Annotated in this window: 18 protein-coding genes; all 18 read right to left on the reverse strand. The window is 61.2% G+C overall.

Annotated features, from left to right (window positions below):
- Positions 1 to 8: 8 nt before the first annotated feature.
- Positions 9 to 1,019, reverse strand: coding sequence for an NAD-dependent epimerase (locus tag KI810_RS14180; RefSeq protein ID WP_214176221.1), 1,011 nt, complete (start codon positions 1,017 to 1,019; stop codon positions 9 to 11).
- A gap of 1 nt (position 1,020) precedes the next feature.
- Positions 1,021 to 1,986, reverse strand: coding sequence for a GDP-L-fucose synthase family protein (locus tag KI810_RS14185; protein WP_214176222.1), 966 nt, complete (start codon positions 1,984 to 1,986; stop codon positions 1,021 to 1,023).
- The gene (gene gmd / locus KI810_RS14190; RefSeq protein WP_214176248.1) at positions 1,979 to 3,028 is read right to left on the reverse strand and encodes a GDP-mannose 4,6-dehydratase; all 1,050 of its coding nucleotides are present in this window, start codon (positions 3,026 to 3,028) and stop codon (positions 1,979 to 1,981) included. Before gmd ends, KI810_RS14185 begins: the two co-directional genes overlap by 8 nt.
- 121 nt (positions 3,029 to 3,149) lie before the next feature.
- The gene (waaC, locus tag KI810_RS14195; RefSeq protein WP_214176223.1) at positions 3,150 to 4,211 is read right to left on the reverse strand and encodes a lipopolysaccharide heptosyltransferase I; all 1,062 of its coding nucleotides are present in this window, start codon (positions 4,209 to 4,211) and stop codon (positions 3,150 to 3,152) included.
- A 1-nt stretch (position 4,212) separates the two neighbouring features.
- Positions 4,213 to 5,232 (reverse strand): glycosyltransferase family 9 protein, encoded by a 1,020-nt coding sequence (locus KI810_RS14200; protein WP_246525683.1) that lies wholly within the window; start codon positions 5,230 to 5,232, stop codon positions 4,213 to 4,215.
- Positions 5,216 to 6,478: an O-antigen ligase family protein gene (locus KI810_RS17620; RefSeq protein WP_214176224.1), complete on the reverse strand. Its 1,263-nt coding sequence runs from the start codon at positions 6,476 to 6,478 to the stop codon at positions 5,216 to 5,218. Before KI810_RS17620 ends, KI810_RS14200 begins: the two co-directional genes overlap by 17 nt.
- Positions 6,479 to 6,501: 23 nt before the next feature.
- Positions 6,502 to 7,452, reverse strand: a complete 951-nt coding sequence (locus KI810_RS14210; protein WP_214176225.1) for a glycosyltransferase family 2 protein — start codon at positions 7,450 to 7,452, stop codon at positions 6,502 to 6,504.
- Positions 7,449 to 8,552, reverse strand: coding sequence for a glycosyltransferase family 4 protein (locus KI810_RS14215; RefSeq protein ID WP_214176226.1), 1,104 nt, complete (start codon positions 8,550 to 8,552; stop codon positions 7,449 to 7,451). Before KI810_RS14215 ends, KI810_RS14210 begins: the two co-directional genes overlap by 4 nt.
- Before the next feature lie 13 nt (positions 8,553 to 8,565).
- Positions 8,566 to 9,516, reverse strand: coding sequence for a glycosyltransferase family 2 protein (locus tag KI810_RS14220; protein WP_214176227.1), 951 nt, complete (start codon positions 9,514 to 9,516; stop codon positions 8,566 to 8,568).
- A 62-nt stretch (positions 9,517 to 9,578) separates the two neighbouring features.
- Entirely contained in the window at positions 9,579 to 10,673 is a 1,095-nt protein-coding gene (locus tag KI810_RS14225) for a glycosyltransferase family protein (protein WP_246525684.1), read from the reverse strand.
- Positions 10,670 to 11,731 (reverse strand): lipopolysaccharide heptosyltransferase II, encoded by a 1,062-nt coding sequence (gene waaF / locus KI810_RS14230; protein ID WP_343213511.1) that lies wholly within the window; start codon positions 11,729 to 11,731, stop codon positions 10,670 to 10,672. Before waaF ends, KI810_RS14225 begins: the two co-directional genes overlap by 4 nt.
- A gap of 13 nt (positions 11,732 to 11,744) precedes the next feature.
- The gene (locus KI810_RS14235) at positions 11,745 to 11,918 is read right to left on the reverse strand and encodes a Trm112 family protein (protein ID WP_214176229.1); all 174 of its coding nucleotides are present in this window, start codon (positions 11,916 to 11,918) and stop codon (positions 11,745 to 11,747) included.
- 191 nt (positions 11,919 to 12,109) lie between these two features.
- Positions 12,110 to 13,183 carry a tetraacyldisaccharide 4'-kinase gene (gene lpxK, locus KI810_RS14240; RefSeq protein WP_214176230.1) on the reverse strand — a complete coding sequence of 358 codons (1,074 nt, stop codon included), beginning with the start codon at positions 13,181 to 13,183 and terminating at the stop codon, positions 12,110 to 12,112.
- 137 nt (positions 13,184 to 13,320) lie between these two features.
- A complete protein-coding gene (locus tag KI810_RS14245; RefSeq protein WP_214176231.1) occupies positions 13,321 to 14,619 on the reverse strand; it encodes a 3-deoxy-D-manno-octulosonic acid transferase in 1,299 nt (432 codons plus the stop codon).
- Positions 14,616 to 15,278: a lysophospholipid acyltransferase family protein gene (locus tag KI810_RS14250; protein ID WP_214176232.1), complete on the reverse strand. Its 663-nt coding sequence runs from the start codon at positions 15,276 to 15,278 to the stop codon at positions 14,616 to 14,618. Before KI810_RS14250 ends, KI810_RS14245 begins: the two co-directional genes overlap by 4 nt.
- Complete coding sequence (msbA, locus tag KI810_RS14255; protein WP_214176233.1) at positions 15,278 to 16,996, reverse strand: lipid A export permease/ATP-binding protein MsbA; 1,719 nt, start codon at positions 16,994 to 16,996, stop codon at positions 15,278 to 15,280. Before msbA ends, KI810_RS14250 begins: the two co-directional genes overlap by 1 nt.
- Positions 16,993 to 18,156 (reverse strand): lipid-A-disaccharide synthase, encoded by a 1,164-nt coding sequence (lpxB, locus tag KI810_RS14260; RefSeq protein ID WP_425513904.1) that lies wholly within the window; start codon positions 18,154 to 18,156, stop codon positions 16,993 to 16,995. The genes msbA and lpxB overlap by 4 nt, the downstream gene beginning before the upstream one ends.
- On the reverse strand, positions 18,149 to 19,234 hold the full coding sequence (locus KI810_RS14265; protein WP_246525686.1) for a DegT/DnrJ/EryC1/StrS family aminotransferase: 1,086 nt from the start codon (positions 19,232 to 19,234) through the stop codon (positions 18,149 to 18,151). The genes lpxB and KI810_RS14265 overlap by 8 nt, the downstream gene beginning before the upstream one ends.
- Between the last annotated feature and the right edge of the window lie 15 nt (positions 19,235 to 19,249).

Here is a 19,249-nt window from a genome sequence, read left to right on the forward strand (position 1 = left end):
TTGTCAACTCATACGCCGTAATACTCCCTGTACCACTCAACAAACCGCCCGAGTCCCTCCTCGATGGAGGTCGTCGGCTTGAACCCCACATCCCGCATCAGGTCATCCACATCGGCACAGGTGGCAGGGACGTCCCCCGCCTGCATGGGGAGGAGGTTCTTTACGGCTTTCTTCCCCAGGTTCTCTTCCAAGACCTCGATGAAGCGCATGAGTTCCACTGGCCGGTTGTTACCGATGTTGTAGATCCGGTACGGGGCATAGCTCGTCCCCGGGTCGGGCCGGTCGCCGCTCCAGGACGGATCCGAAGAGGGGATTCGCTCCATGGTCCGCATCACCCCTTCTACCACGTCATCGACATAGGTGAAATCCCGCTGCATTTTCCCGTCATTGAAGACATCGATCGGTTCCCCCGCCAGGATTGCCCTGGTAAAGGAGTAATAGGCCATATCCGGCCGTCCCCAGGGACCATACACCGTGAAGAAGCGCAGCCCGGTGACGGGCAGGCCGTAGAGGCTTGCATAGGAGTGGGCCATCAACTCGTTTGCCTTTTTGGTGGCCGCATAGAGGGAAACGGGATGATCCACGTTGTGATGAACGGAAAAGGGGATACGGGTGTTGGCGCCATAAACGGAACTGGAGGATGCGAAGACGAGATGCCGGACCTGGTGGTGACGGCACCCCTCCAGGACGGTGAGAAAGCCGGCAAGGTTGCTGTCGGCATAAGCGTAGGGATTCTTGAGGGAGTAACGGACGCCGGCCTGGGCGGCAAGGTGGACGACCACCTGGAATTCTCCGTCAGCGAAGAGGCGGTCCATGGCCTCCTGATCGGCCAGGTCTCCCCTGACAAACCGGAAACGGGGGTTCCCTTCCAGTTGCCGCAAGCGAGCCAACTTGAGATTGACGTCGTAATAATCGTTGAGGCTGTCCAGTCCGGTCACCTCCCGGCCTTGCGCCAGCAGGCGTTTCACAAGGTGAAAACCGATGAATCCCGCCGCGCCGGTGACCAGTACCTTTCCCATCCTACCTCCCCTCCTCTTGGAGATACCACTCGTAGGTGGTGCGTATTCCTTCCTTAAGCCCCAGTCGGTGCCGCCAACCGAGTCCGTGCAGGCGCGACACATCCGACAGCTTGCGGGGGGTACCGTCCGGTTTGCCCGTATCGAAGACCAGCTCCCCCTCGAAACCGACGATCTCCCGGATCAGAAGCGCCAGTTCCTTGATGCTGATCTCTTCGCCGCTGCCGATGTTCACGAAACCGGGTGAGGAGTGAGGAGCGAGGAGTGAAGTGGTTGTGTCGGGGGGAAGGTTCATCAGGAAGACGCAGGCGTCGGCCACGTCGTCGACGTGGACGAATTCCCTGAGCGGCGAGCCGCTTCCCCAGACCACAACCCTGTCCGCGCCAGCGACCTTGGCATCGTGAAACTTCCTGAGCAGGGCGGGGAGAACATGGGACGTCTCCAGGTCGAAATTGTCGTGAGGCCCATAGAGATTGGTCGGCATGGCAGAGATGAAGGTAGTGCCGTACTGGCGATTGTAGGATCTGCACATGGTGATGCCGGCGATCTTGGCAACCGCATAGGCATCGTTGGTCGGCTCCAGCGGACCGGTCAGAAGATACTCTTCCTTTATGGGCTGGGGGGCAAGCTTGGGGTAGATGCAGGTGCTGCCGAGAAAGAGGAGTTTCCTGACGCCGCTTTTCCACGCCTGGTGGATGACGTTGGTCTGGATCATCAGGTTGTCGTAGATGAACTCCGCCGGGTAGCTGTTGTTGGCGACAATCCCTCCGACCCTGGCGGCAGCGAGGAAGACGTATTCCGGTCGCTCCTCCTCGAAGAACCGGGCCACGGCCGACTGGTCCCTAAGGTCGAGCTCGCTGCTCGTCCGGAGGATGAGATTGGTAAATCCATCCCCCCGGAGCTTCCTCTCGATGGCCGAACCGACCAGTCCCCGGTGGCCGGCTACGTAAATCCGCGCCGGCTTATCCATTGGCCCGCTTGTCCCGTTCCGCCAGGGCGAGGTCCGCATCCACCATCATGTTCACCAGGGCGTCGAAGTCCACCTTCGGATCCCATCCCAGCTTCGTTTTCGCCTTGGTCGGGTCCCCCAGCAGGAGATCCACCTCGGCGGGACGGAAATATTTCGGGTCGATCTCGATGAGCACCCTGCCGGTCCGGGCATCAATACCCTTCTCCTGGACACCGTGTCCTTGCCACGCCAGAGGCATGTCGAGCCGGGCAAAGACCCGCTCGGCGAACTCCCGGACCGACCAGGTCTCGCCGGTGGCTACGACATAGTCATCGGGCTCCTGCTGCTGCAGCATAAGCCACATCGCCTCCACGTAATCGCCGGCAAAGCCCCAGTCCCGCTTGGCGTCCAGGTTCCCCAGGTAGAGACGGTCCTGCAGGCCGGTCTTGATCCGGCCCGCCGCACGGGTTATCTTGCGGGTGACGAAAGTTTCGCCGCGCCGGGGGGATTCATGGTTGAAGAGGATGCCGTTGCAGGCGAACATGTTGTAGCTTTCCCGGTAATTCATGGTGATGTAGAAGGCGTAGGCCTTGGCGCAGGCGTAGGGGGAGCGGGGGTAGAACGGGGTGGTCTCCTTCTGGGGGGTTTCCACCACCTTGCCGTAAAGCTCGGAAGAGGAGGCCTGGTAGAACTTGGTGTTCAGCTCCGTCTCCCGGATCGCCTCCAGTATGCGCACCGCCCCGAGGGCGTCCACCTCACCCGTGTACTCGGGGACGTCAAAGGAGACCCGCACATGGCTCTGGGCGCCCAGGTTGTAGATCTCATCCGGCCGCACGTCCCGCAGCACCTTGTTGAGGGAGCTGGCGTCGTTCAGGTCGCCGTAGTGGAGGAACATCCGGACATCCGCTTCGTGGGGGTCGTGGTAGATATGGTTGATCCGGCCGGTATTGAAGGAGGAAGAGCGGCGGATGATGCCGTGCACTTCGTACCCCTTCTGAATGAGCAGTTCCGCCAGGTACGAACCGTCCTGGCCGGTTATACCGGTTATCAGTGCTTTTTTCATCATCAGTCCTCTCTCTCCCCCACCCAACCGTCCCCCACTGGGGGAGGCAGGAGGGGGGAAGCGTAAACCGAAGTAGGATACACTACGGGGACTGTTTATTCAATCTAATTGTAGGCGAGAATCAGGCCAGCGGGGCAGGAACAGCGGACAGCAGTCGTTCGATCTCTTTCAGCAGAGCGGCGGACCGGATGCTCTCCCGGCATTTCTGGTCGTCGTCGCATTTTGTGCGGAAACATTTGGTGCAATGGAGAGGGGCCTGGACGATACCGTGCCCGTTCCCCCGCGGTCCGCTCCGACGGCCATCCGAAGCCCGGTAGAAGGAAACCGTCGGGGTTCCGACCGCGGCAGCCAGATGTGTCGGTCCCGTATCCCCGCCGACCACCAGATCCACTTTCTTCAGCAGGGCAATCAGCCCCTTCAGGGGGTAACGGTCGATCACCCGGGCTCCATTGCCGATCGCCGCGACCAGACGCATTACCACCTGCCGCTCCTCCTCGTTCCCCCAGGAAAAGAGGATGGAGGATGCGGGAAACCGTTCGAGAACCGCCCGCCCCAGTTCGATCCAGCCGTTTTCCGTCCAGAACTTGGTCTGCCACGTCGTCCCGTAGTGGAACAGGAACACCAGCCCGTCGTCCAGGGTGGCAAGGAGGGCATCAGCCGCACTGTCATCATCGGGGGAGGTGACGATGTCCGTCGCCAGCTCCATGCCAGCGAAATCCTTGCCGAAGGGGACACTCACCAGCCGCAGGTACTGGTCGGTCACATGGTGGTCCGTACGCCGAATCGGCACCTGGCGCGTGGTGAAGAAGAGATTCGCCTTTTCCTGGAGGACCTCCGCGTCAAAGCCGATGACCTGTTCCGCTCCACTCAGCCAGTCGACCAGCCCGCTCTTCAGGTTCCCCTGGATGTCGAACACCAGATCGTACGACCGCTCCCGCAGCGCGGCCTTAAGGTCTCCGATCTCCCGGCGGGTCTGCCTGGCCAGCGGCTGCCTGCGCCAGACCTTGGTCCGCACGACATGCAGCCTGGCGATGAGCGGGTTACCGGCCAGAATCTCATTGAACTGCTCCTCCACCACCCAGTCAATCTCTATCCCGGGCGATACCCGGTGCAGGTAGTCAAGCACCGGCAGGGCGTGAATGATATCGCCCAAGGCAGACATTTTGACGATGAGGACTCTCATCTTATCCGCGCCTCCCCTTGACCATCTCCTCAACCACATTGAACACTTCCTCAACGGTGATCTTCTTCATGCACTCCATGGTGACAGGGTTGACGCACCTGTCGGCCACGCAGGGAACACACGCCACCTCCGGATGACGGATCACCCGGTGCCCCTCGCCCACAGGCCCGGTCCTCTCCGGATTGATTGCGCCGAACAGGGCGACTACCGGAGTCCCCACTGACGTTGCCATATGGAGGGGTCCCGTATCTCCGGTAACAATGGTGGTGCAGCGCTGCAAGACGGCTCCCAGTTGGAGAAGGGTGGTTTTCCCGACCAGATCCAGGACCGGACTCTTCATGCGGGAGACAATGGCCTCGGCAAGGTCCCGTTCATCCGCACCCCCTACGATCACCACCCCGGCGCCCAGTTCAACTGCCAGCCGGTCTCCCAGCCGGGCAAACCGCCGGGGACTCCAGCACTTGATCCTGTTGCTCGCCCCGGGATTGAGGGCGACGACCGGCCTTCCCGCAAGACCCGACGAGGCAAAGAGATCTGCAGCAAACCGTACGGCATCCTCTCCCGGCTCGAACTCAAGATGCTGATCCACCTTCGCGGGATCGATCCCCAAGGGAGCAAGTGTTTCGATGTGGTTCAGGACCGCATGAACGGTCCGACCACGGGCCTTGTGGTAGACGAGCACCCGGCAAGGTAGTGCCGAAAGGATGAGAAACCACGCCTTCAGATTACTTCGCTGGTAGTTGACCACCAGGTCGTAACGGGCACGGTACAGTTGCAGCCAGAGTTTAGCAAGCGCCAAGGGCGAACGATGCGCGCCCCGCTTATCGAAGACGATCGTTTCATGGACATGGGGATTGTGCTGGAACAGGGCAGCTGTGGCAGCAGAGCTTACCAGAACGGAAATACGGGCCTGGGGATACTTCCCATGGAGGGCACGAATCGCCGGAGTGAGCTGGAGGAGGTCACCGATGGCGCCAGGTTTGATTATGAGGATGTTCTGGTATTCAACCGGTTTCATCATACCTCTCCGTCTTCCTGCAGTGAAGATTGTTCCGGTCTGCCGACGTGAATGCGGACATGCCGACGCCGATAAGAATACAGTACGCCATGAAGACGAAACGTACGTTGGTGAGCGTGTCCGTCAACCCCGAAATGAGCATGGCGAGGGTCGAGAACAGGACGACACTGCGGAAAACCGCCGTTTCCCTCCCTTTGCGCCGCCAGACATAGATAGCCGGATAACCGATGAACAGCAGGAGCGAAGCCATTCCCACGAGTCCGCGGGTACTCAACGCCTCAAGGTAGATGCTGTGGGGCTGATTGAACTGCATCAGGAATGCCGAGGCTTTGCTCTGCCGGGTGATCTTCTGGAATTCGTCAACCCAGTCCCCCGCCCCGACCCCGATGAGCGGATGCTCCATGAACATCCTGCTGCTCGCCTTCCACATTTCAAACCGCCCGCCAAGGGAGGTGTCGGAAACACCTTCCCCATACTGCCTGACGTCGGTCACCGCCTCGTGGAGCTTGGTCTGGAAATAGGTTCCTCTTGTTACCAGACTCATGGCAAGCACCACCGCGGCAATGTACGCCACCTTCCAGAGAGTCCGTAATTTCAGCACCAGGAAGGGGATGCAGGCCAGAATGAGAGCAAACGCAATCCACGCACCCCGCGTTCCGTTGAGATAAAAGGCGAACAACTGCACGGTCATGGCCCCAGCATAGGCGATCTTACGGCGTGAATCCGCCTCCAGCAGAAGCGAAACGGTTGCCACGAGCGAAAAAAGCAGCAGATTTCCTGCGTGTACCCCCATCCAGACATGGGAGGGGCGGACGATATGCTTTACCATCCCTTCATAGCTTATTATCAGGGACAGGACAGTTCCCCCTGCTATGAAGGCGTGGAGAATCCTCTGTGCCATAGGCCGGGACGGGAGCTTCTCAACCAGAATCAAGGCCACAAGTGCGATGCTACAGAACCGTATGGCCCGGTAGCCGAAATCCATGTCGTGGGTGTAGGCAAGGGACAATGCGATGATGAACAGATACTGCAGCACCGACAAGGCGAACCAGCGGTTGGTCCGGCAGAGCCTCCCACCCAGCAGTATCTGGAGGGGAAACAGCACCAGCAGCAGCACCAGCGACACGACCGTGGTAAATTTTATAAATGACACACCAAAGGCAAATAGGAGAAAAATCGCCGGATAGGCTTTTTCGATCCACCCGGCTATTCTGCTTCCGATGGTACGACACGACACGGGTTGCTGCACGTAAACTCCCTTGAACACCTGCTTTAGCGGCTACCGGCCTTGTCGAGCTCCAGCCCCAGTTTCCAGAGAGGGCTGTATATCCTGTAAAACGGCAGGAGGGCCATGAACTTCCACGCGGGATAGCGGCCGGCCATCCTGGAAAACACCTCATCCCTGCTGAGCATTCCAGCCCGTCGCGCTTTCCACAGCCGGTAATACTGGTTGTAGTAGAGGAACTCCCGCGCCGTTCGCCCCAGGCGGAGGTATGGGCGTGACAGATACTCATCGAGCATGAGCAACATGTCATCCACTTGGGTCATTTGGAGGAGATTCTTCTGGGTCTGCTGGTCGGAATGGACGCGGAACGAGGTAAGCGGTGCGGCAATGAAGGCGAATTTTCCCTTCTCCAGCAGATGCAGCCACATCTCCAGGTCGACAAGCTGCCGATAGCGCGGGTCGAACCCCCGCTCCGCCTGACATTTTCTGAACATCACCACCGTCGGCTCGCCGATCAGGTTGCGTTGCTCGCAGAGGGAGCGGCGGACGAGTCGCTCACCATCGACAACTGCGCCGTCCCGAAAGTGGCTGAGCACCCTAAGGGGACGCGACTCGGCATCGATGATGTGCCGCGCCGAAGCCACCAGGGCCACCGTACTGTCCGTCTCCAGAGGCTCGAGGAGTCGCTCCAGGGCATCCGGGCTGCTGAGCAGGTCGTCGGAAAAGAGATACTTGATATACGCCCCCCGGGCCTCCGCCAGACAGCGGTTCCAGTTGGCAACCATCCCCAGGTTGGCAGAGTTGACCAGAAAAACGATCCGGGCGTCCCGGGCAGCGTAGGAGGCGACGATCCCACGGGTGCCATCCGTGGAGCAGTTATCGATCACCAGGAGTTCGAATGCCGTTAAGTTCTGGGCAAGGACCGACTCTATTGCCTCGGCAATGAATGCCTCGCTGTTGTAGGTTGGGATGCAGACCGTGACGAGCGGAGCACTCACATCGCCTCCCCTGCCAGCCGCCGGTAATATTCCAGGTACCGGCGTCCCATGGCCGCCAGGGAGTACTGCCGTTTCACCAGGTCGTAGCCGTTGCGTCCGAGGGAAAAGCGGAGTTCATCGTTCCGCAGCAGATCGGTCACGGCCGCGGAGAACTCCGCCGGCCCCCCCGTCACCACTCTCCCCACATCCTCTCCCCGGAAGATATCCACCATCCCCCCCTCGTCGTAGGTCACTACCGGCGTGCCGGCGGCCAGGCTCTCCAGGTGGACGATGCCGAACCCTTCGTTGCGGTGAGTGGTCACCGACAGGTCGAAATCGTAAAAGATGTCGGGGATCCGTTCCCGTGGCACCCGGCCGGTAAAGATCACGGCATCTTCGACGCCGAGGCTGCGGATCTGGGCCCTGATTGGGGTAATGAGCCACTCGTCGGTGTTGTCGCCCACGAAGGCGACCTTGATCCCGGGAAAGGCCTGCCGCAGGGCAGGGATCATCCCGATAAGTTCTCCCTGGTTCTTCCAGAATTCTCCGAGCATGCCGATGAGGGGGAACCCTTCCCCGGTAAAATAGCGGCGTGGACGGTTGCGGTCGAACTTCCCGGCAGCGGGAGGCTCCCCGAGGGCGATGCCGTAATAGACCACGCTCTCTTTTCCGGCCACGGCGGGGTTCCCCTGGAGAAGTTTGGCCCGCACGTGCTCGGAGATGCAGAGAATGGCATCGGCGCTCCCGAGGAGAAGCTGCCGGCGTGCAGTGGCGGTATGGTAGCTCATCATGAGCTTGCCCGGCTTGCGCAGCGGGAAGGCCAGATGCCAGGCCAGGGCGGTCAGGAAAAGATCGTGCTCCCGGTTCACGGAGACGATGTCGAAGCGCTCCCGGCGGAGAAGTCGCACCAGCCGAAAGAGCGCCTTGACGTCGCCGAGTCCGTGACCGGGCAGGGCGTGCACCGGCACCCCCAGCTCCCGGAAGCGGCTATCGGACCGGGATCCGGCCCGCACCATGAACTGCACCTCCACACCGAGCCGCACCAACTCGCTCGTCAGGTCCTTGAGGTGTTCCTGGCCGCCGCTCCACCCCTTGTCGTTGTTGATCAGCAGAACCTTCATGACCTTCCCCCTCTTAGCATATCCACCGGAACACCTCCCGGTCGGTCACCCGGAAATAGCGCTGCCGCTGCCGGCGCAGGGCAGGCACCCGGGGGAGATAGCGGAGCGCCCGGAAAAAGCCGACGAACTTGTACTTGCGGAAGGCAACCACATCGTAGAGCAGGGAGAAAGGGAGGCAGAAGAAATAGCGGAGGATGAGCGGCCGGTCCGTGATATTGAGCCAGAGAAAGAGGGTCCGGTTGCGGTCGCCAATGAACTTGATTTTCCTCTTTTTGTGCAGGCTGAGGATGGTGGAGCTCGTCTCGTGGTAGACCGTCGTCCCCGGCTCCATGAGACACTTCCATCCCGCTTTCCAGGCACGGTAGGAAAGGTCGATATCCTCGATATAGAACGGGTGGTAGATCGGGTCGAAGCCCCCCAGGGTCAGGAGCTTTTCCCGGTCGTAAAAACTCGCTCCGCCGGAACCGTAAAAGATGGGGATCTCGCCTTCCAGAGTGGGAAGGTCGGCACGCTGCAGGTAGCGGGTCTGAAACCAGCAGACGCCCGGACGGAGACGGGGTATCGCCTGGCTCTCCCTGCGACGGGGATCGATGATGTCGGGGGTGACGCTGAACACCGCCGGGTCGTCGAACCGGCCAAGCGGCCGGTCGAACAGGTCGTCCTCCACGAGGATGTCGTTGTTGAGGGCGAGAACCACATCATGACGAGCAGCGCCTATCCCCCGGTTCATGGTCTCCCCGAATCCCCGGTTACACTCATTGACGAGCACCGTCACCCTGGGGAACCGCCCGGCAAGGAAGGTGACCGTATCGTCGCTGCTGGCGTCGTCCACCACGATGACTTCCACCGGTGCGCCATGGCGGGCCGCCGCCTGCAGAAGAGGCGGCAGGTTCCGTTCCAGGAGCTGACGGCCGTTATAGGTGGGGATGACAATCGAAACCGATTTCATTATTCCTTCACTCATGCGGAAACTTTCCGGCTCTCGGTAGAGATTCGGCTGCTGGAGCCGCTCCCCGCCTGCCGAATTCACGCAGTTACAAGTTCGAGGATCCGCCGCGGGTCATGCTCCCCGGCAAGCACCCGTGCGGCGTCACAGGCACGGGCGGCATAGGTTTCCCAATCCCCCAGTACCCGGTCGATGGCGGCAGCGAGCGCTTCGGGGGTTCGCTCCTCGATGGTGACACCCGCCCCGAACCGCTCCACCTGAACGCCGGGCCAGGTGCCGCGAGTGGCGATGACGGGGGTACCGTGCAGCAGGGCGTCGAGGACGACCCCGCTCACCGCGTCGGCAAACCGCTCCCGCTCGTAGGGGGCGAGCACGAGGGCTCCTCGGAAACGCGCCGTGTACCCCTCCCGGTCGGGAGGATGGTCGTCCGTCACAAGGCCACTGTAACCGGAAGAGAGGAGTGACCGGACGACATCCACCTCGCGCCGGCCATGGCGGGCGGCATGCTTGGTCGAGACCTGGACGAACAGGGGGATCGCCCTCCCTTCCCGCGCCCAGTTGTTGGCAAGCCCGGCGATAAGATCGAGCCCCTTGTTCATCCGGGCGGCTCCCGCCATGAGGAGACGGGCGAACGGGGCAGGCTCCGGAAGATGTTCGGGGCCGATGGCCGGATAGGGGAGGCACGCCACCCGCCGCCACCCCATTTCCCGGAGAGTCCGGGCGATGGCTTCGGTCGGGACGATGGCAAGGGCGTGCTCCCGCGCCGGTGCGGAGAGCCGGTGAAGAACGGCGTCCTGGAGCCCCGTCGGTATCCAGTGGAAATAGAGGCACGCGTGGTCAGGCGTTCTCCCCGACAGGGCGGCCGCCAGAGAAACCACGGCCCCATGCCTTCCGTCGGAAGTCAGCACGAGGAACGGTATCCCTTCGCGCGTAGCGCGCATGATAGTCCGCCACTCCGCACACGCTCGTCCGACTCTCGGCTCGTCCATGCAGGGACTGACAGCCGGCATGGACGCCAGCAGTTCGTCCGCATCGGGATGGGCAAATACGTCGATCGCCATCCCGTCGGCACGCATCCCCAGGGCACGGACGAACTCGGCATAGTGGCCGCTCGGGTTTCTCAGGTTCGGTTCGATGACGAGAAGTCGTCCCATCTGGTTGTTCTGTCCGTTCATGCGAAAAAGATCCCGATCTCGTCCATCACCCGCTGGACCGTGATGCTCTCGACGCATTCCGGCTTCCCCCGCGGGGACGGCTCACATTCGGTAAAAAATTTCTGTTTGCAGGGGCTGCAGGGGAATTCGCTGTACACCACCCGGCACCTCGATCCCCACGGGCCGAATTTCACCGGCGACTGGGGACCGAAGATGGCGACGAGCGGCACCCCCAGGGCCGCGCCCAGATGCATGATACCGCTGTCGTTGCAAACGAGGAGCCGGCACCGGGCGAGGATTGCCATGGTCTGGCGGAGCGTGGTGCTCCCCACCGCCATGACCGGCTCGGGAGATATCCGTTTCCCCATGGAGTCGGCGAGTTCCCCGTCCCTGCCACCACCGAAGAGGACTATCCGCCCCCCGTGGAGTTGCTGAAAACGGTTGGCGACCTCGATAAAGTTGTCCCCGTGCCATGCCCGGGTCTGGTTGGCGGCAAAGGGGTGGATCGCCATGAGGGGGGTGTCGGGGAGGGCTCCGCGGGCAGCGAGGTATTCTTCGGCAAAGCGTTCCTCCTCCGGGGAGAGCCACGCCTCCAGGTAATCATCCACCACCGGCACCCCGTCCGCCCGCAGGACATCGAGAAAGTTCTGCACCTCATGCCGGTCATGGCGGTAGGAAACCCTCTTTGTCAGCAGAAATCCCCGCCCCTCGGTATCAAATCCCACCCGCTCCTGCGCCCCCGTCAACCGGGCGATAAGGGCGCTGGAGAGGGAACGCTTGAGCACGTAGACCTTGTCGAACCTCTTCGCCCGCAGTTCCCGGATAAAGCCGATCTTGGCCGCCAGGGTACGGTGCGCCCCCCGGCTGTCGGCATGGATGGTGACCGGGTCCCAGTAGATCAGCTCATCCACGTAGGGAATTCCCTGCACGATCTCCGATGAGCCGGGCGCCACCACCCAGGCGATATATGCGTCCGGTTCGGCCCTGCGCAGGTTGCGTAGAAAGGGAACCGTCAGGATCGTGTCGCCGATGAAGCGGTACCGCAGCACCAGGATTTTTTTTGCTTCCTTGCTTTTCACCAGTCCCCAGTCCCTACTCCCCGATTTCCTCCGCCTCATCAACCAGCATCACCGGTATGTCATCTCGCACCGGGTACTTCAAGCGGCATGCCGGACAGACCAGTCCCGACTCGTCCTCAAGCAGCCTGACTTCCCCCCTGCATCCGGGACAGGCAAGAACAGCGAGTAGCTCCCTGGATAGTGCCATGATCTGTTCTCCTCATAGTTGTCAGCAACGAAGGACATAACCCCTCCCAACCTCCCCTTAGGTAAGGGGAGGAGGATTTCATTCCCCTCTCAGGTTAAGAGGGGGTCAGGGGGAGTTATAGACGGTGCTCCCGGAAAGACAAACGAATAAACATTTGTAACTGTATATGATGCCACAACAACGCCGGCAACTTAAAGCAATTTCTCCAGCGCCTGTTCCAGCGGCCGCGCATCGGCAAAGCACATCCTGAGCGACGCGACGACACAGGGTCCAAGCTGGTCCTTGAATTGAACGAGCTTGATCGCATCTTTACCCGTCGTGATGAGAATGGCAGATTGTGACGTATCGCGAAGCCTGCAAATGGCTGCCAGTTCCTCATCTCCGTACGTCGAATGGTCGGGAAAGGCAAGCGTAGCCACGAGTGGAACACCCGCCCGCTCAAGGTCATCGAAAAAGCAACCCGGATCGGCAATTCCCGAAAAAGCCATGACCCGCACCCCCTTCAGTCGTGAAAAGGGGGCCAGCGCCCCCCCCTCAAGGGGAATCATCCCTTCGAGGGTGTGGGCAGCCGTGAGAAAAGGTTTGCCAGGGACCGGATTTACCAGCCCCACGCCGTCCTGAGAGCGGGTGGCAATGACCATATCAGCCCGGCCGGCCGCAGCCGCCGGTTCCCGCAACAGGCCGGCCGGGAGGGTAAACCCGTTGCCGAAGGGTCGCCGGCTGTCCACGAGCAGGACATTCAGGTCCCTCTGCAGCCGGATATGCTGAAAGCCGTCGTCGAGGATGAATATATCCGGCTTGAGCGTTTCGAGGGCGTACTCCCCCGCCCGATAACGGTCGGCTCCGATGACGACCGCAAGGCCGGGAACGGTTTTTGCCAGGAGGACCGGTTCGTCCCCCGCTTCATTGGGGGAAAGGAGGATGCGTTCACCGTCGGAGACCATCCGTACGTCACCGTGGGCACTCCCCCCGTAGCCGCGGGAAAGGACGACCACCCGCTTCCCCTTCCCCAGGAGATACCGGGCAAGCCAGGCGACCATGGGGGTCTTCCCCGTCCCTCCCACGGTGAGGTTCCCGACAGAAATGACCGGTCGGGAGAGTCGACGGGAGCGGAGCAGACCCGTTTCGTAGGCAAAGGCCCGCAGCCGGAGCGCCAGGGAGTACGGGAGGGAAAGCCCCTTCAGGCAGCCGAGCAGCAGCCGATCCTGGGGCTTTACCCGTTTCCCCTCCACCAGGTCGCGGAAATACTGTTCATAGTTGGCCATACGCTTTTCATCCGTTAGGAAAAACAGGATCGAACGCCGTAACCCCTCCCAGCCTCCCCTAAATCAAGGGGAGGAGAGTACGCCCCCTCTTAAGCTAAGAGGGGATCAGGGGGAGTTATGGCAAAATTCGGGATAACTCAATGCGAAGATGTCAGCAGTGCGGCAATGATCTCCATGTGCCGGTCCGTCGCCCCCCGGTTTTCCTCCATGAGCGCAACGCCCTGGCGTCCCATGGTGGCGCGCTGCCCATCATCAGCCATAAGGTCGTTCAGAACAGAGGTCAGCTCTCCGCCATCCTGCACCTGGATCCCCCCTCCTGATTCGAGAATCATGGCGGCAATCTCGCGGAAATTGCTCATGTGCGGCCCGAACACCACCGGCACACCGAGAGCCGCGGGCTCCAGCACGTTATGCCCGCCGGTCGGCACCAGGCTCCCCCCGACGAACACCAGGTCCGAGATTGAATAGATCGACATCAGTTCCCCGACTGTATCCACCACCAGAGTTTCGCCTGCGCGGAAATCGGTCCCCCTGCTCACCAGTCTCGACCGAAGGGAAAAAGGAATTCCCTCCTTCTGCAGCAAGTCCCCAACCTGGCCGGCCCGTTCGGGATGGCGGGGGACAAGGACGAGCAGGCAGTCGTGCCCGGCCGCCAGAATTGCCCGGTAGGCAGCGAGCACCATCTCCTCTTCGCCTGCATGGGTACTTCCCGCAGTGAGAACCGGCAGGGTGCCAGGAATGAGGAACTCCTTCTTCAGCAGGGATCGCTGCTCGGGGGAGAGGAGAGACGACGGGAGATCGTACTTGAGATTTTTCGTCACATGGACCCGTGCCGGATCGGCGCCGATGGCGATGATTCTTCGGGCATCTTCGCCGGTCTGCATGCAGAGGGCCGTGAACTTGGCAAGAACGGGGCGAAAAAACCAGCTTAACTTCATGTAGCGGCCGAAGGAACGATCGGAGATGCGGCCGTTGACCATGACGGTGGGAATCCCCATCTCCGCTGCCGTGCGGAGGAAATTCGGCCAGATTTCGGTCTCGACGATGACGACGAGGGACGGCCTGAGCGCCTGCAGCACCCGCCGGACGGCAAAACGGTAGTCGAAAGGGAGGTAGATGCAGAGATCGACCTCCGGCAGCTTTTCCCCGATGCTCCGGCCCGTTTCGGTCACACTGGACAGAACAATTTTTTTCTCCGGGAAACGCTGGCGAAGAGCTTTCAGGAGCGGCTTGGCCGCCATGGTCTCGCCGACGGAAACCGCGTGGACCCAGACTATCTCCTTCCCTTCCATGGCAGCCACACTCTCCCGCGGGAGGGAACCGAACCGTTCGGCAAAGGCAGCACGCCTCCCGCGGCTCGCGGAACGATAGAGATGGTAGGGGATGATTCCGGCGAGGGCCACCCAGAGCAGGATGTCATAGAGGAGATAGATCATGTCCGGAAATATCCGTCCGCACGTGCATTCGCATCCTTGAGGGCATGCTCGATGCGGAGACGGAACGCCTCCATATCCTCCCCTTCGCGGTAATAGAGAGGTTCTCCCCAGATGAAGACCCCACGGGAAAAAGGGTAAGGAAACATAAAACGGTCCCAGCTGCGCAGCCGCCAGCACGGGGACGCAGAGAAACCGAGGGGGATGACGGGTCGACCGGTTATGCGTGCCAGTTGCGCCACGCCAGGTTTGACCTCCTCCCGGGGGCCGCGAGGTCCGTCGGGTGTGATGGCAAGGTCCTTGTTCTCCCGGGCGAGATGTACCATCTCCCGCAACGCCTCCCTCCCCCCCTTCGACGAGGACCCCCGCACGAGGAAAAAGCCGAAGAGTTTCATGATATTGGCGATTATATCACCATCGCCATGCCTGCTGATCAAGATGTGCAGCCCTTTGCCCGTGTAAATGGGGGCCGCCAGCAGGATTCTGCCATGCCAGAAAATATTGATCGCCCCTTCGCCGCGGTCCTGGAAGGAACGGGGTATCTCGGCACCGATCACGCGGATGCGCATGGACGCGTACAGTCCCCTGATGAGCACATAAAGAAGCCGTGTCAGGGGACCGCTGGCAAGGGGTCTCACCGTCTGTTTGAAAAAGTTCTTCATCAGTCCTTGAACTGCATCTGGTACAGCTTGTTGTAGACGCCGTCACGGGCCAGCAGTTCACTGTGGGAACCCGATTCGACGATCCGCCCCTTTTCCAGCACCACGATCTTGTCGGCATTGACGATGGTCGACAGCCGGTGGGCGATGACAAAGGTCGTGCGGTTCTTCATCAGGTTGTTGAGGGCCTTTTGCACCATCTGCTCGCTTTCGGTGTCAAGGGCGCTCGTCGCCTCGTCCAGGATCAGGACCGGCGCGTTCTTCAGCAGGGCACGGGCAATGCAGATACGCTGCCGCTGACCGCCCGACAGGCGCACGCCCCGGTCACCGATACTGGTACGGTAGCCTTCGGGCATCTCCACGATGAAGTCATGGGCAAAGGCGGCCCGGGCAGCGGCCTCTACATCGGCATCACCGGCATCAGGCCTGCCATAGCGGATGTTATTGGCGATGGTGTCGTTGAACAGGATGGTTTCCTGATCGACGAGGGCGATCTGCTTGAGTAGGTCCCTCTGTCGCAGGGAACGGATGTCGATGCCGTCGATCAGAACCGCACCCTGGCTGACGTCGTAAAATCTGGTAATGAGGGAAACAAGCGTACTCTTCCCTCCTCCCGACGGCCCCACCAGCGCCACAATCTCTCCCCGGTCGGCCCGGAGCGAAACGTCGGTCAGGACATTCTCGTCTTCATAGCGGAACGATACCTTCACCAGTTCCACCCTCCCTTCGGCCCGGGTCAGGGGGAGGGGGGAAGGGGGATCGACGATCTCGGGTTCCATGTCCATGGATTCAAAAACACGGTCAGCTGCAGCGAGAGCCCGTTGGAGTGTGTTAAAAGTCGAGTTGAGCTTTTTTATGGGGTTGTAGAGAAAAATCATGGCCGCAATAAAGGAGAGGAACGCCTCGGGGGTCATTGTCCCGTTCCGGATCATGGCGATGCTGGCCCACACTACGGCGGCAATCCCCAGGGAGGTAAGGAGCTCCATGAGGGGGACTGCCATCCCTTCGTATTTTATGGATTTGCGCAGGAAATGGTAGAATCCCCTGTTCGCCTCGCAGAACTTTTCGATTTCGCGCCCTTCCATGCTGAAGGCCTTGACGACCTTGATGCCGGCATAACTCTCCTGGAGTATGCTCGCCAGGTCACCCACCTTCTCCTGGCTTTGCCGTACGGCATTCTTGATGCGGCGCCCGATCTTCTGGGCGGGATAGACCGTGGCAGGGAGGACGAGAAAGGCGATGAGGGCGAGTTTCCAGTTGAGATAAAAAATGGTGCCGAGGAGGAACACGGCACCGAGACCGTCCCGGAAGAGGCCGGTGATGACGTTCGCTACCCCTTCCTGCATCAGGCTGACGTCGTTCAGCACGCGTGACATGAGTGCGCCGGTCTGGTTGCGGCTGAAGTAGCCGAGACCAAGCCCCATGTTTTTCCGGTAGAGCTCGTTGCGGATGTCCTGTATGGCCAGCTGGCCGGAAGTGCGGATGAAATAGTCGTTCACATAACGCGCAAGCCCGCGCACCAGAAAAATGGCGATGATGGCCAGGGGAAGAAGCTGGAGGAGCGACCAGTCTTTTGTGGCAAAGAGCTTCTTGACGATAGGTCCCGACAGATAGGCAAAAAGGGCATCCATGCCTCCGACAATGGAGGAACCGACTGCGGCGATGACAATGCGCAACCAATAGGGCCGACTGAACTGCAAAAGGCGCTTGAATGTGTTCATGTGTTCTCAACTCCGGGAGCAAGCATCTCTGCGGCCAGCTGGGCCACGCGCCGGGAGCAGCCCCCCGTCCCGAGCATGCCGCGCACACCCTTCAGCTTTTCGGTCATGGCTGCCGCATATTCCCGGTCACCCAGAATCTTTTCGATCTCCACGGCAATCCTGGCGGGTTCCGCTTCGTGCTGGATCAGTTCCGGCACCACCCGCTCACCGGCAACGATGTTGCACAGGCCGATGTGATCGACCCGGATGAGACGTCTGCCGATTTCATAGGTCATGGGGGATACCTTGTAGATGATGACCATGGGGACCCCCATCAGGGCAATCTCCAGGGTGACGGTTCCCGACACGGTGACGATGGCATCGCAGAGTTCCATGGCATCGTGGGAACGGGCGGGGATAATCGTAATCGCCAGACCTGATTCGGTCAGGTGCGGCTCCAGGTCGGCACGGGTCAGGCTGGTGGCCAGGGGGAGCACGAACTGCAGTTCGGGATGGCGCTCCCGCAGCAGGCGGGCTGTCGACAGAATGGTCGGGAACAGGCTGCGGAGTTCACTTCGCCGACTGCCGGGGAAAAGACCGACCGTCGGCCGGGCCGGATCGAGGCTGAATTCCCGCTGCAGGACCGAGCGCCCGGCCGTGGGACGCACCGAATCCAGCAGCGGGTGGCCGACGAAGGTGACCGGTACGCCGGCATCCTGGTAAAAGGGCACTTCGAAGGGGAATACCACCGCCATGTGATCCACACGCCGGCCGATGGTATGCACCCGTCCGGCGCGCCAGGCCCAGACCTGGGGACTGATGAAGTAGAGCACCTTGACGCCGTGCTTTTTGGCCACCTTGGCCAGACGCAGGTTGAAGTCGGGGTAGTCGATGAGGATCAGCAGATCGGGGGGCTGGCGCTTGAGGATGCCGGCCAGAAGCGAAAACGCCCGGTAGATGGTCGGGAAGTGGGCCACTACTTCCACCAGCCCCACCACCGCCATCTCGGCCGCATCCACCAGGGTCCGCACGCCCGCCTCGCGCATCCGGACCCCGCCGATGCCGAAGATATCCACATCCCTGAACCGCTCACGCAGGGCAGCCGCCACTGCGGCACCATGATGGTCGCCGGAAGCCTCTCCGGCCACCATCATGATTCTCTGCACGCGGGAATCAGGCAAGGGCGTCCCGGACAGCGGCCAGCACCTCGTCCACCTGGGCGTCGGTCATCTCGGGGAAGATGGGGAGGGAGAGACAGCGTGCAGCAATCCCTTCGCTGACCGGCAGGGACAATCCGGCACAGGCGGCGGCGAAGACGTTCTGCTTGTGGAGCGGGATCGGGTAGTAGATGGCCGAGGCGATCTGCCGCTCGCCGAGCTTGGCCATAATGGCGTCGCGGCGGTCACTCAGCAGGGTGTACTGGTGGTACACGTGATTGCCGATGCCGTCTTCCACCGGCGGCGTGATTCCCAGCGAAGCCAGGGCGGCCGAATAGCGATGGGCAACCCGACGGCGCTCCCGGTTGTAGGTGTCGATCCGCTTCAGCTTCACCCGGAGGATCACCGCCTGCAGTTCATCCAGCCGGCTGTTGTAGCCGATGGCATCATGATGGTAGCGAACCTTGCTGCCGTGGTTGCGCAGCATCCGGAGCCGTTCGGCCGTCTCATCGCTGGTGGTGGTCACCAGGCCGCCGTCCCCGTACCCCCCGAGGTTCTTGCTCGGGAAAAAGCTGAAACAGCCAGCCAGGCCGAAGGAACCGGTCATCTTGCCGCCGATGGCGGCACCGAAGGACTGGGCGCAGTCCTCGATGAGGAGCAGGTTGTGCTTGTCACAGAGTTCCTGCAACGCCCCGATGTTGGCGGGCTGGCCAAACAGGTGCACCGGAAGGAGCGCCTTGGTCCGGGGGGTGATGGCTTTTGCCGCCAGAACCGGGTCGATATTGAAGGAGCCGGGCTCCACGTCGACAAACACCGGCTTCGCACCGACATAGCAGATGGCCTCTGCCGTGGCGATGAAGGTAAAGGGAGAGGTGATGACCTCGTCTCCCGGGCCGATGCCGGCTGCCGCCAGCGCCAGGTGGAGCGCATCGGTCCCCGACGCGACGCCGACCGCATGGGGGACGCCGAGATATGCGGCCGCCTCCTGTTCGAACGCGGCAACATTGGGACCAAGGATGAACTGGGTCTTTCCCAGTGCCTCCAGCAGCCCGTTGTCGATCTCTTCCTTGATCTGCTCGTACTGGATTTTCAGGTCTACCATGGGAATCATCGTCTG

The sequence above is a fragment of the Geomobilimonas luticola genome (assembly GCF_018476905.1).
Lineage (GTDB): Bacteria > Desulfobacterota > Desulfuromonadia > Geobacterales > Geobacteraceae > Geomobilimonas > Geomobilimonas luticola.